A 12,978-nucleotide genomic window follows, 5' to 3' on the forward strand; every position below is an offset into this window, starting at 1 on the left:
GAACACGAAGCGTTCGGGCGTTCCCACTGCGGCCGGGGAGGGTCGCAGCAACTGCGGGTGCACCGTCCTCGGCCGCTGGCTCACATACAACGCCGTGCGAGCGGCCAATGATCACTGGTATAGGCAGCACCCCCGTCCACATTCAGGGACGGGGGTGCTGCTGCTCTGTTACTAGACCGCCCGCAAGCGGCGGCCGGTGCCGTAACGCACGTAAAACTCGTGCGCGTGCAGTCCAACCACCGTTGCCAACTCCGTGTCGCTGTAGCCGTGATCATCTCGGAAGACGGACAGGACGTCCCCCAAGATCCGCGGCTCCTCGCGAGGGAACTCCCCTGGCTCATTCTTCCGGTACTTGAGCTGTGACATCTGCACGTTCAGACTCTTGTACTTGGCGTTATCGATCTTCCCCAGAGTGTGTGCCCGCCGGATAATCGAGGCCATCGAGCACCTCCAGTGCTGCTTGAGCTGCACTGCCTTGGGAATGGTCATGCCCCCGGCAAGGAAGGGTGAGATGTCGCGAGCGGGCATGAGAAAGGCGGAAGCGAACACGTCCGCCTCACGTTCTCCCTCGTCACGCGGCACCTGATGCATGACCAGATGCCCGACCTCGTGCATGATCGTGAACCGCTCCCGGTCCGCAGGCATATCCGTGTTCAGCACGATGACCGGCAGATCCCCGGGGGGATGAAGGCTCAAACCAGAGATCTTGGCCGAGCCAAGATCACGTCGAACCACTATCACCCCGGCGCGCTCAACCGTGCGCACGACGTTCTCGACGGGACCGGAGGGCAGATGCCAGGTCGCGCGTAGCACCGCCGCAGCCTCCTCGGGCTCGTACTCGTCGGCATCCAAGACGGGGAACCGGTGAGCCGGCTCAACATCGACGCTGCGTTCCAAACGCCGCAACTGCATCACCAGGAGGCCGATCTCGGCTTCGATGCGATTAAGCGCCATCTGACCGAGACCGGACTGCTTCCGGTGGTAGAAGCCGGATGGTCCGAGACCGAGCGGTTCGTCTGCCCAGTCAAAGGTGTCACGTGGGTAGTCGAGTGCCTCGGCGATCTTGTCCAGGCGCTCGGGGGAGAGAGGACTCACACCGTTCTCAGCCTTCGACAGTATCGACTGAGGAATGCCGGTCAGCTTCGAGAGCTGTGACTGACTGAGCCCACGGGACTCCCGCGCGAGGGTCAGCATGCGCGGGATCATGACTTACCTTTCGGACGATGCCTGCTTCTCAGTGTCTGTCTCGTGCTCCGGCCGGCGGGGCCGAACGATGGTACCGATCTTCGTTTCATCCGTCTCAACGTGGGCGACCGCAGCAAGGTCACGCTGCTCGGTGACATCGCCGACCACTTTGGTGAGGTCGAGTTCGATGATCCAGTTGACGCCGTTGCCCTCCGGACAGGTGATTGCCGCTTTCTTGAGGTCGATCCCGACTTCGTCGGGGAGGTAGCCGGCGACCAAGTGAGTGAGCGACTCCATCCCCGGCAGAGTCTGAGCGGCGTACTCGAGCGCCTGCTGGGTGGGGACGCTGGAGGTGCGCAGCGTCGCCCCACGGAACTTCTTGAAGCGCAGGATGATCTTCTCGTTGAAGGTAAGCAGCAGGAAACCGCGGTCCTCCGAGACGGTGACATCCTCCGCACCGTCGAAGACAACCAGCGCTTCGTGCCGGATGCAGTCAGAGACGATCGATGCCCTGCTGCGGTTGCTGAGGATGGAGCCCAGGCCAGGGTCTTGCTTCACAAGCTCGCGCCATCGGGACCAGCCAGCGGCGATCACCTTGGTCAGGCCAAGGCTGTGCTTCTCCAGCACACCCTCCGCCGCTTCCTTCGACAACGTCTGCGTCATGGGTGCATCTTGCCGACTTAATTTTTATATGTCAATTATTCTGCGAACTATTCGTGCGCAGGTCAACGGCCCCCTCCCGTCCCATCTGCATCAAGCCTAGAGACGAGACAGGTGGGACGCACGAGTCCACGGATACGGGACCCACCAACAGCGCCCATCACGTCCAGCGCATCAGGAGAAGGCGCCGATGGCCAGGTGTCGGCGCCGGGCGCACCGACCTCAACGCATTGGCAAGTTCCACCAGGACCGATGATGACCCGAAACCCTGACCGACGAGGTCCTACGCCTCGTGTCCTCATCAGCGCTGGGCTAGCAACTCGGTCAGCTGGGCGACAGAGGGTGTGGGTAGTCAGTGATGATCAACTCAAGGTGGCACTCAGCCGCTCCGGCGTCACCGCTACTACTGGCCCCGTACCCGGTCCTCCTCAGCCCTGGAGGCATCCCACCGATAGCAAGATTTCTTAGTCCGCCGTTCGGCCGGTTGCGTGCATGTGGTGGAGCAGGAGGAGTGCGGCTACCGCGTTGGCGGAGCGGATCTCGCCTCGCTCGATGAGGGACGGGACTGAGTCCAGGGGCACCCATTCCCGCCGCTCGGATTCGAAGTCGTCTTCGGGGTGGCCGATGTATTCGGCGGTGGTGGACCAGTAGACGTGGTGGCGGCCGTCGGCGAGGCCGTTGGAGGGCTCGACGGTGAGGAGGTGCCGCAACGGTCCTGGGCGCCAGCCGGTTTCTTCGAGCATTTCGCGGGCCGCGGCAGCCTCAATGTCCTCGCCGTGTTCGACGACGCCGGCGGCGAGTTCCCAGCCCCAGGTGTCGGTGATGAAGCGGTGGCGCCACAGCAGGAGGGCTTCGCCTGCTTCGTTGACAGTGGTGGCCAGGGCGACCGGGCGCTGGCGGATGACGTAGTGGTCGAGGTGGCGGCCGTCGGGCAGTTCGACGTCGGCGAGGTTGAGGGTCAGCCACGGGTTTTCGTAGACGGTCTTCTCACCGTGGTTCTTCCACACCGACACGCGCGTGCTCCGTCCCTGGTTGCCAGCTCGGTGCCTGGGACGGTACCGCACCGGCCCGGTCACAACGGCAGCGTCAGGGAGGCGTCGATCTGCTCGACGGCCTCGCGTCCGGCGGTTGACCCGTGGTCGGCGAGCAAACCGCGTAGCCGCGTGAAGCGGTCCCGCAGGCGCTGAGACTCCTGGCCCTGGGCGAGGGTGAGGGCGGTGATGCTGTGTGCCGCGGCCTGTTCGGGGTTGCCGCGGCCGAGGTCGGCGGTGGCTAGGGTGGCCAGGCGGTGCACGGAGCCGCGGGCGTGCGCCTGGGCCCGTACGGCTTCGGCGGCATAGGTCTGCGCCGGGGTCCAGTCCCCGAGACTGATGAGGGCTTCGGCGAGCTGTGCCTCAACCAATCCGGGCTGCACGTAACCGAGTTCGGCCGGCTCGTCCGCGGCACGGATACGGGCGGCGGCTGCTTCGGCCAGCAGCATGCAACGGTGGGCGGCTGCCTGGTCGCCCATCCGTGAGAACGCCTTCGCCTGCATGGCGTACAAGTCGGTCGCCAGAGCAGGCGACATGTGCGCGCCCGCCGTACGGATACCGGCCTCGGCGAACGCCACAGCCTGCCGGAAGTCCCGCATGAACACAGCCTGGTTGACCAGAAGCGCTATCACATAGCCGCCGAACGCCCGGTCCCCGGAGGCTTTTGCCAGCCGGAGCGCCTGGTGGAAGTAGCGCTGGGCGAGGCCCTGGGCGTCGGAGTCGTACGCGCAGATCTCGGCTACGGCGACCAACCCGCCCACGGCACGGTGGAGTTCCCGGCCGGTGGCGTCACTGTAGGAGCCGCGGACCAGCGGGGAGGTGTGGTCAGCGAGGAACCGTACGATCCGGCCCCGGGTGGCGACCCCGCCCGCTTGCCGGTACATCGCCTCGTAGTGGGTCCGGGCGACCCGGAGCACGTCGATGTCGGCCCGTCCCACCCGGAGATTGCCGGCCCGGGAGACATCGAGGTCGTCGGGCGGGTTCTCCCACTCCCACACCGGGCCTATCGCGGCCACTCCGGTGATGAGCGGAGCGCGCTTCAGGTCCTCACGCTGCTGGCCGTCACCGCGCCACAGCGCGGTCGAGCGCTCGATGAACCCGGCCAGCGGCGCGGCCGGTTCGTCCCTGGCGGGATGGCCCATACCGATGTCGGCGAGGGTGACCGGCCGGCCGAGACGTGCGGCCAGGATGTCGCAGATCAGGTCGGGCACGATGCCGCGCGGGCGCTGTCCGCGCAGCCAGCGGATCACCGAGGCGTGGTCGTAGCGCATCTGCTTACCACGGCTCCGGCCAGCGGTGTTCACGCGGGTCGCCAGACCGACGCGTGACATGCCCGCCTCGTCCAGCAGAGCATCGAGCAGCGTGTTCGGCTCCAAGTATCCCTCGCATCACTCAGTGCAGCGAGCGTAACCAAGTCCGCTTCACACAGTGTGTGTTCGCAGCCTCCGCTTCGGTGACCGGCACACACTCCCGCTGAGCTTGTGGACGGCCGAACCTCTTCACGGGGCCTCGTGGCCGAAGACGGCAGCGCCTGCCGCCTGCCTGAGCCGCGCGCCTCAGCCTCCCCCTCGGCCAACACACACGTAAAGGTGCGCAATGACATGTCTCGCTCCACCTCACCAGGTGCACACCGTCGGCGGCCGACCGTGAAAGGCGAGCACGTCGAGAGTCCGTACGGCTTCCGGGTCCCTTCCGACGAGGCGTGTGTGGCAGCCGCGCGGCACCGGATCATCGACGTCGTCCACGGTTGGGAAGTCGGGCTTCCGGAAGGGGACTTCGACGACCTGGAGCTGCTGTCCAGCGAGGTGATCACCAACGCGGTCCGCTACACCCGGGCACCCTGCGCGGTGGTCGTGCGGTGGACCGGCGTACGGGTACGCGTCGAGGTCACCGATGCCGATCCGGTACGGCCGCAGCCACGCGACGCCTCGCCGGAGGCCGAGACCGGGCGCGGCCTGCTCTTGGTCGAGACCCTGGCCGCCGACTGGGGAAGCATGCCTGACCCGGCCGGCAAGGTCGTCTGGTTCGAAGTAGGCCCACCCAACCCGGAAACCCCCACCCCCGACCGGCAGTTGACCGAGCAGGTCCGCGCCGCCCTCCCCTTCACCCCGCCCGCCGTACACCCCGCGCACCGCCGACAGCCCCGCCACTTCTCCCTGTCCGTAGCGGCAGGAGCAACCGGCCAATGACCGAACTCCGCACGGCCCCAAGCCCGTTCACCAGCACACACGCGACGAAGGAGAACGCCATTCCATCGCACCAGAGCACCACCGACCCGGAGGACCAGAACCGCCAGGAGCAGCCGCCCCCGTGGAGCACGCCGGGCAAGTGGACGATCACCACCGAGGGCGGATCTGTGACATCCGGCTACCTGCCCGCCTGGGCCGAAGACGACCCCAGCGAGACCGGAGTCTCCCTGGCTCTGCTGCCGTCCCGACTAACCGGCATCAACCACCGGAACTTCTTCGAGGGCCCGATCATGCCCCTCACCACCACCGGCAGCAGAGACGACGCGGAAGAAGACGCCGTCTTCGAAGGCAGCATCGACTGCAACCCCTACGACCCCGACCCCTGCCAACGCGCACCCGTCGTCAACATTCAAGTCTGCCTGGGTCACTGGATACTCGGCCTGGACCCGAAGGAACTCGGCGACGTCGCCGCGAAGTTACGCGCCCAGGCCGACCGCCTCCACGACGAAGTCCTCCCCGCACTGATCGCCGCACGCGAAGACTGGGCCACCCATTGACCCACGCCAGGCAGCACCCACTCCCGGGGGTTGGCATGTCACGCCGCAAAAGGAAAAGGCCCGGCAGACTCCGCCAGGAACCCGAGGCGGTCACCTGGGCACGCGAGAAGGCTGGACTGACCAAACGAGCCTTGGCCGCGAAGGTCGGCATCTCCGAACAGCTCGCGGGCGAGATCAAATCCGGCTGGCGCAACGCCACACCCGCCAACCTCAACCGGATCGCCGAAGCCCTGAACTGCCCGGTCGTTGTTCTGGAACGCAAACGCCAGACCGGTCCCGCCGACGATACTTTGCAGCCCGGATGAGTCGCCCTGGAGCGGCAACCACCTCAGACGCAGCAGCTCTGGGGTACCTCTCCCGCCACCCCCGGGGCGGGAGCTGGCGAAGGCGCCTTCGCCGGCGGCGAAGAGTAGCTTCGCCGATATCTTGCTCCCGCTTGCGGGGGCCTGCGAGAGCAATGCTCTCGCTATATCTTGCTCGCTCCTCTCGGTCGGGCCGGTGGGGGCACGGTCAGCGACGTGTCCCACCCGTTGCGGGGCTGGTCAGGGCGGGTACGGGTCACGGTCCTGGTACGGGTCGACCCGTCACGGCTCCGCCACCCGTCCCGCGTTGACCTGCGGCGGGACGGGTGATGCGGGTCGAGGAGGGTCAGCCGCCGGTCAGCGGCGCGGACCCGTACCAGGCACCGGGAGGGCGGGCGGCAGTCCCAAACCCGGCACCCCGCGCTGGATCGCCTGTGACGGAGACGGCCGGGGCCGAGCCTCGGACTCGCTGCGTTCGGCCGCCGCCGACGGTGCATCCGTATGGGCGCCCGGAGCCTCCAAGGCAACGGGTTCAGGCGCGGGGCAGTATCGGTTCCAGGCATCGGTGAAGTCGGCTCGGGCGTAGCCGCGGCGCTGCGTGCCGTTGGAGAAGCGGCGGTTGGCGGAGTGGATCTCGTAGCTCTCCAGAAGCAACTGGAGCTTACGGCCGGTCAGTCCAGCCGCGCCATGTTCGTGCCAGGGTGCTTCGGGGTCGGCGTTCAGGGTCTCCAGGAGTTTCTCGGTGGCCAGCAGCGGCGGGTCGCCGTGGGAGGCGAACGCGGCCCGAATGTCGACCAGGATGCGGACCTTGGCACCACCGTCCTGCTTGTTGCCCTTCTCCCGCTCGGTCATTACCCGGCATGCCGTGCGCGCCCGTTGCGGCCACGGGCCTCCCGCTAGATCGGCGACCGCCACCAGCGGCTCCCACGTATCCGCCGCCCGGTCCCGTACCGGCATCGCCGGCACCAGATCCGCCGCCTCCTCCAGTCGGGTCACCAGCCAGTCCGCCAGCCGGTCCCGCACGCCGTGAAGGAACGGGATAGCGGTACGGGTACGGAAATCATCGACGTGCTCGCTCTCCAGGCGCTTGCGCATCCGGATGATGACGGCCCGGTCCATGATCGTGTCCGGCAGGTCCCCGATCCCGGCGATCGCCGCCATCGCGAACGTCGGGAACTTCACCGGCCTGTGCTCCGCCCCCGTGACACGGGTAGTCGGGCGGTTGCGCTGGTGGCCGGCGTTGAGCAGACCGCGCATCTCCTCGTTCTTCTCCGCCACCTTGGCGCTGCCGAAGATGGTGTCGGCCTCGTCCACCAAGAGTGTCGGCGGCCTCTCGGTGATCGACCGGAAGATCGCCGACGGCGACGAGTTCACCGTGATGAACGGGTTATGGACCGTCTCCAGAAGTACGTCCAGCAGACGCGACTTCCCGCACGCCTTCGTTGGCGCCACGATCGCCAGCCGCGGCGCGTGCTGCCACGCCGACTGAAGATGCGTCGCCGCAATCCACAACGTGATCGCGTCCAACGCCTCCGAACTCGGCGGGACCACGTATCGGGCTACGGCGGAACGGAGTTCGTCCAGCAGTCCGGAACCCTCACCCGGCCGATGGTCCGTGGCAGCCTGGTCCCTTGCGCCGGGACCAGGATGCCGTTGGTCCGCCGGTCCGGTCCGCCGCTCGCCCGGTCCGCCAGCTTGGTCCGCCGGTCCGCGGCCTGGTCCGCTCGGCCGGTCCGATGGCGCGGGGTCAGGTCCCGCTGGTCCGCTGGGAGTACCGCTTCCGGTCGGCTGACCGGATGTTCCGGTCAGTCCCTCCAGTCCCGGACCGCCCTGGTCCGCCGTCCCGGGGGACGTGACCTGCGGGGACCATGGTTGGTCCGCCTCCCGGTCCGGTCCGCCCGCTGGTCCGGCGGCGGACCGCTCACCGGCGGGCTGGTCCGCGGACCGCCCATTCGCGGTCCGGTCCCCGGCCAGACCGGTGGGCTCGTCAGGGGACCGGTCCTCGCTGGTCCCCTGGGCTGACCCGACGGACGGTTCGCCCGCGCTGTCTTCGGACGGCCGGACGGCGGACGGTTCGCGGACCGGTCCGCTCACCTCGGCCAATGGTCCGCTGGTCACGCGTCCCGGCTCACCCGGTACCGCCACCGACGGCCATGCCTGGCTCGTGGACGCGCCTCCGGCGCTTGGGGTCCTACGGTGCATGCATCACTACTCCTCGAAGGGCGGGGTACGGGCCGGCAGCCGGTCCCGCCCAGATCGACCGTTGACGTTCCTTGGGTAGTTGCCGTGCCCTCCGGCATCGGCTCGCTACGGCGGTATGGGTCACGCCGCCAGGTCGACCGCTTGGCCGTCAACCCATTCCTCGACCTCCGCCCAGCGGTAGCGCAGGTGACGCCCGAGCTTGTGGACCTTCGGCCCGATGCCCCGGTGCCGCCACTGGTAGAGGGTGGCCACCGGCACGCCCAGGAACTCCGACACCTCCACCGGAGTGGCCAGCGCACGCCGCACCCCTGCTACATCATTCTTCGCCTTCTGCAATCCTTCTCGCTTTCTCCTCCGCCGAACGGCGGCCGTTACAGAAACCAGCCACGAGCGGCCGGGAAGGACACAACCGTAGAAGCAGAAAGGCCGCCGACCAAATAATTCGGCACTTGACTCTGAAATATCGTGAAGGATGCCGACCGACGGCCGGAGCAGAGGTACCGTACAGAACTCAAAGCCGCCGACCAGCCGCCCCATCACATCACCTCACCAGGAGACATGCCGCTCCAGAACTTCTGGCGCGGGAAGCTAGCACGGAATGCGCCGCCAACAAAACGACAGCCATAGCGGGGTCGTAAATTCATCCCCGGGCATCACGGCCAAGCATCCCGGCACGAGGAAATAAAGAAGCCGAACCCGTGTTCAAAAGAGCGGGCGACGGGTACCTTTACCAAGCCCGTGAACCGAATGCAGAGGGAGCAGAACCGCTTGTTCATAACGAACACCCCGCACCACCGGACCGGTGCCTGATGGCCCGCGTCTGGATAGAGGACCGCGCCGACCACACCGCCTACACCCAGGCCGTGGCCAACGCGAGGCAGGCAGGACGGACCCCACCCGGCCGATACCGGGTCCGCTGGTACGGCCCCGACGGCAAGCCGAAGATGAAGACCGTCCAGCGAAAGGTGGATGCCGAGGCCGAGCGGACCCGGATCGAATCACGGCTCGGCGACGGCTCGTACCGCGACCCGTCCGCCGGACGAGCCCGACTGGCGGAGGTCGCCGAGTCCTGGCTCGCCGCGCAGGCCCACTTGAAGCGCTCCACCCACAACCGCTACCGCAACGTGCTCGACGTCCACGTCCTCCCCAGATGGGGAAGCACACCGCTGAACAGCGTCCGCTACGACGACGTGGCTGAGTGGCTGGCCGACCTGCTCTCCGGAGAGGCCACCGGCGGCCGCAAGTTGAGTGCGAGGAGCGTCCGTAAGGCGTACGTCGTCCTCAGCCGGGTGCTGGGCTTCGCCGTGAAGGCGCACCGGATCGCCTTCAACCCGGCGGCTGGCGTCCCACTTCCGAAAGTCGCCCCCACCGATCACGTCTACCTCGACGAGGTACAGGTCGAAGCGCTCGCCGAAGCAGTGGGCGAGTACGGGCTCTTCATCCGGCTACTCGCCTACACCGGACTGCGCTGGGGCGAAGCGTCCGCGCTGAAGGTCGGCCGAGTGGACCTCGGCGCACGCCGGGCCTACATCGCCGAGGCGTACGCGGACGACGGCGGCAAGCTCTACCTGGACACGCCCAAGAACCACGAGCGGCGCTCGGTTCCCCTCCCCCGGTTTTTGGTCGACGACCTCACTACCTACGTCGCCGAACGCAGCCCCGACGAACTGCTGTTCACCGCCCCGCACGGCGGCCCACTCCGCATCCGCAACTTCCGGCAACGCTTCTTCGACCCAGCGGTCGGGGCGGCAGACCTCGGGCACCTCCACCTGACCCCGCACAAACTGCGGCACACCGCCGCCTCGATCGCCATCGCGAGCGGCGCGGACGTCAACGTCGTCCAGACCATGCTCGGCCACAAGTCCGCGACCCTCACGCTCGACGTCTACGGCCACCTCTTCCCCGACCGGCTGGACGAGGTCTCCAAGAAGATGCACAAACGCCGGGCCATGATCCTCGCCAAAGCCCAGGCGAAGGCCGCCAAGGCGGAACTGAAAGCGAAGAAGGCAGCCGAGGAGCTGGCAGCCCTGACAGAAGAGGACGCGCTACCGGCCTGACAACGGCCGGACCCACTCACCGCCGGACGTCGTCCCCGCTCCCGAGCGGGGGCGGCGTCCGTCAGTCGTCCCTGCCCAAGAAGGCGTCCAGCGCGTCGGTCGCGCGCTGCGCCATGAGGTCTCGCACCGCCTGCGGCGGCTCCCGGTCGTCCAGGACGAAGATCCGGCCGTCGATCTCGCGGGTCACCGTCTTCCAGCCCAGGCGGCGGCCGACCGCGCGGGCCGCTCGGCGGATCTCATCGGGCGAGCAGCCCAGTTCCTCGACGGACTCGGCGTTCAGGACGAGCTGGCCGCCGTACCCCTGGTACTCCGGCTTCAGTGACGCGCGCACCAGCGCCTCGACGCGGTCAACTAGCTTGTCGTACCGCCGCTGAGCCAGCTCGTCCCTGGGAGGCACCGCCGGCCGCCCCTCCCGCCGCGTCCAGGGACGCGATGTGTGCTGAATGTGTGCCGGACGGGAAGCGCCCCACCGCCCGCAAGGGCGGCGGGGCACCTGACCTGCACAAACGGAGAGCCTCCTGTCGGATTCGAACCGACGACCTTCGCTTTACAAGAGCGGTGCTCTGGCCAGCTGAGCTAAGGAGGCGCAGGAGAAGTGTAGCGGGCACGGATCGGGGGGTGGGCGGGAAAGTGGGGGGCGGGGGGCTGGTGACAAGGGGCGGGGGGCAAGGTAGCGTCACGGGAAGGTTCACACAGTGTGGACTGGACCAATCCTTCCTTTACTCGGATCGTCCGGCACGTTCCTGCCGGTGAAGGGACTGTAATCAGTCATGGCAACTGTCACGTTCGACAAGGCGACCCGCATCTACCCCGGTGGCGACAAGCCCGCGGTGGACGGCCTGGAGATCGAGGTCGGGGACGGCGAGTTCCTGGTTCTCGTCGGGCCCTCGGGTTGCGGCAAGTCGACCTCCCTGCGGATGCTCGCGGGTCTCGAGGACGTCAACGCGGGTGCGATCCGGATCGGTGAGCGGGACGTCACGCACCTGCCGCCGAAGGACCGGGACATCGCGATGGTGTTCCAGAACTACGCGCTGTACCCGCACATGACCGTCGCGGACAACATGGGCTTCGCCCTGAAGATCGCGGGCATCAACAAGGCCGAGATCCGCAAGCGGGTCGAGGAAGCCGCGAAGATCCTGGACCTCACCGAGTACCTGGCGCGCAAGCCGAAGGCGCTCTCCGGTGGTCAGCGCCAGCGTGTCGCGATGGGCCGCGCGATCGTCCGTGAGCCGCAGGTGTTCCTCATGGACGAGCCGCTGTCGAACCTCGACGCCAAGCTCCGCGTCCAGACCCGTACGCAGATCGCGAGCCTCCAGCGCCGCCTGGGCGTCACGACCGTGTACGTGACGCACGACCAGGTCGAGGCCATGACCATGGGCGACCGTGTGGCGGTCCTCAAGGACGGCATCCTCCAGCAGGTCGACAGCCCGCGGAACATGTACGACCGCCCCGCGAACCTCTTCGTGGCCGGCTTCATCGGCTCCCCGGCGATGAACCTCATCGAGGTGCCGATCACCGACGGCGGCGTGAAGTTCGGCAACGCGGTCGTGAACGTCGAGCGCGAAGCGGTGCAGGCCGCGTCGGACAAGGGCGACCGTACGGTCACCGTCGGCGTCCGCCCCGAGCACTTCGACATCGTCTCCGAGAACGACAGCTCCAACGCGCTGACGAAGGACGGCCCGGCGGGTCTCGCCGTGACCGTCAACGTCGTCGAGGAGCTGGGCGCCGACGGTTACGTGTACGGCTCGGCCAAGGTCGGCGACGAGCACAAGGACGTCGTCATCCGTGTCGGCGGCCGTGCGATCCCCGAGAAGGGCTCCGTGCTGCACGTCGTGCCGCGCGCCGGTGAGACGCACGTCTTCGCCACCTCCTCCGGCGAGCGCCTGACCAACAACCACTGATCCACTGATCCACTGATCCACCGGTTCCTTTACGGCGACGGCCCGCCGGTACGTGACTCCTCACGTACCGGCGGGCCGTCGCCGTGTACCGCCGCTCCGTGAGCCGCCCACCCCGCCATCCGTACACGTTGTCGACAAATACATACGCATATCCGGCCTTTCGGGTGTGTTCGTCAACACCCGAACACCCTCTCCGACATTTTCACTCCCTCTTCAGGGTGACTAAATGTCGCCAAATCATCACCAGTCGCTACGATCCGATGCGTGAACCAGGTAGCTCGCCGTCTCGGCAAGACATTCGCGCTCGTTCTTCCGGTCGTTCTCGTGCTGTCGGGAACGCTCGCCGTCACCCGCGTCCCGTGGGCGGACTCCTCCTCCGACTCGCAGGTGCTCACCGCATCCGCGAAGACGAAGGAGCAGGTTGCCGCGCAGGATGCCTCCAAGGCGCCGCAGGAGGTGCTGCGCCGCCGTCTGCTGGACGAACTCCAGGAGAAGGACCCCGGCGCCGCTCTGACCCAGTTGCAGGTCGAGATGGCGCGTCAGCCGTCGCTCGCACGGTACTGCGCGTCGATCGCCCGGTCGCTGGGGCGCGCCGCCGTCGCCAAGTACGACGGCGCCACGCAGCGCGCCCAGGCGTGGTCGCGCCCGGTGTGCGACACCGCCTTCGCGACGGGTGTCGCCTCGGTCGGCTGACATCGCTGTTGACGGCGGCCTCTGCGACCGCCTCCCAGCACCAACACCTGCGAGGAACCCCTTGCGGCGTACGGCCCGCCCGGTGCGGGACGTACGCCGCCTTCGCATAGGGTGCGCTGCATGACGCGCGCCGACGACCGTTCCCCCTCGACCGCCCACGACGCGCCGCGCGCCGGGGCCCCGCGCGCCGAGGCCCCGCGC

At 67.7% G+C, this 12,978-nt stretch carries 13 protein-coding genes and 1 tRNA gene; 6 read left to right on the forward strand and 8 right to left on the reverse strand.

What is annotated here, in order from left to right; genetic code table 11:
- Positions 1-171: 171 nt before the first annotated feature.
- The 4 genes from BGM09_RS07255 to BGM09_RS07270 form a co-directional block, all read right to left on the reverse strand.
- Complete coding sequence (locus tag BGM09_RS07255; RefSeq protein ID WP_188280602.1) at positions 172-1,206, reverse strand: XRE family transcriptional regulator; 1,035 nt, start codon at positions 1,204-1,206, stop codon at positions 172-174.
- Between the two features lie 3 nt (positions 1,207-1,209).
- Positions 1,210-1,848 (reverse strand): hypothetical protein, encoded by a 639-nt coding sequence (locus tag BGM09_RS07260; protein WP_188280603.1) that lies wholly within the window; start codon positions 1,846-1,848, stop codon positions 1,210-1,212.
- Between the two features lie 461 nt (positions 1,849-2,309).
- A complete protein-coding gene (locus tag BGM09_RS07265; protein WP_411158268.1) occupies positions 2,310-2,858 on the reverse strand; it encodes an NUDIX hydrolase in 549 nt (182 codons plus the stop codon).
- 59 nt (positions 2,859-2,917) lie between these two features.
- The gene (locus BGM09_RS07270) at positions 2,918-4,252 is read right to left on the reverse strand and encodes a transcriptional regulator (protein ID WP_188280604.1); all 1,335 of its coding nucleotides are present in this window, start codon (positions 4,250-4,252) and stop codon (positions 2,918-2,920) included.
- Positions 4,253-4,522: 270 nt separating this feature from the next.
- Here BGM09_RS07270 and BGM09_RS07275 point away from each other — a divergent pair, with 270 nt between their 5' ends.
- The 3 genes from BGM09_RS07275 to BGM09_RS07285 are packed head-to-tail and all read left to right on the forward strand — an operon-like array spanning position 4,523 to position 5,927.
- Entirely contained in the window at positions 4,523-5,065 is a 543-nt protein-coding gene (locus tag BGM09_RS07275; RefSeq protein ID WP_188280605.1) for an ATP-binding protein, read from the forward strand.
- Positions 5,062-5,622, forward strand: a complete 561-nt coding sequence (locus BGM09_RS07280; RefSeq protein ID WP_188280606.1) for a DUF6907 domain-containing protein — start codon at positions 5,062-5,064, stop codon at positions 5,620-5,622. The genes BGM09_RS07275 and BGM09_RS07280 overlap by 4 nt, the downstream gene beginning before the upstream one ends.
- Positions 5,623-5,657: 35 nt before the next feature.
- Complete coding sequence (locus BGM09_RS07285; protein WP_188280607.1) at positions 5,658-5,927, forward strand: helix-turn-helix domain-containing protein; 270 nt, start codon at positions 5,658-5,660, stop codon at positions 5,925-5,927.
- A gap of 354 nt (positions 5,928-6,281) precedes the next feature.
- Here the strand turns inward: BGM09_RS07285 and BGM09_RS07290 are convergent, their stop codons facing one another.
- Together BGM09_RS07290 and BGM09_RS37490 are read right to left on the reverse strand one after the other, a co-directional pair.
- Positions 6,282-7,733, reverse strand: a complete 1,452-nt coding sequence (locus BGM09_RS07290; protein WP_411158270.1) for a DUF3631 domain-containing protein — start codon at positions 7,731-7,733, stop codon at positions 6,282-6,284.
- 513 nt (positions 7,734-8,246) lie between these two features.
- On the reverse strand, positions 8,247-8,432 hold the full coding sequence (locus tag BGM09_RS37490) for a helix-turn-helix transcriptional regulator (RefSeq protein WP_411158269.1): 186 nt from the start codon (positions 8,430-8,432) through the stop codon (positions 8,247-8,249).
- A 503-nt stretch (positions 8,433-8,935) separates the two neighbouring features.
- Here BGM09_RS37490 and BGM09_RS07300 point away from each other — a divergent pair.
- On the forward strand, positions 8,936-10,183 hold the full coding sequence (locus BGM09_RS07300; protein WP_188280610.1) for a tyrosine-type recombinase/integrase: 1,248 nt from the start codon (positions 8,936-8,938) through the stop codon (positions 10,181-10,183).
- Between the two features lie 61 nt (positions 10,184-10,244).
- On the opposite strand, the gene BGM09_RS07305 is transcribed toward BGM09_RS07300, so the two are convergent.
- The gene (locus BGM09_RS07305) at positions 10,245-10,580 is read right to left on the reverse strand and encodes a hypothetical protein (RefSeq protein WP_188280611.1); all 336 of its coding nucleotides are present in this window, start codon (positions 10,578-10,580) and stop codon (positions 10,245-10,247) included.
- Between the two features lie 115 nt (positions 10,581-10,695).
- Positions 10,696-10,769 (reverse strand) — tRNA-Thr (locus tag BGM09_RS07310).
- Positions 10,770-10,953: 184 nt separating this feature from the next.
- On the opposite strand from BGM09_RS07310, the gene BGM09_RS07315 reads away from it, so the two are divergent.
- Complete coding sequence (locus BGM09_RS07315) at positions 10,954-12,084, forward strand: ABC transporter ATP-binding protein (protein WP_188280612.1); 1,131 nt, start codon at positions 10,954-10,956, stop codon at positions 12,082-12,084.
- Between the two features lie 264 nt (positions 12,085-12,348).
- Positions 12,349-12,777, forward strand: coding sequence for a hypothetical protein (locus tag BGM09_RS07320; protein ID WP_188280613.1), 429 nt, complete (start codon positions 12,349-12,351; stop codon positions 12,775-12,777).
- The last annotated feature ends 201 nt before the right edge of the window (positions 12,778-12,978 follow it).

Origin of the sequence: Streptomyces sp. CBMA29 (assembly GCF_014596445.1) — a bacterium.
GTDB lineage: Bacteria > Actinomycetota > Actinomycetes > Streptomycetales > Streptomycetaceae > Actinacidiphila.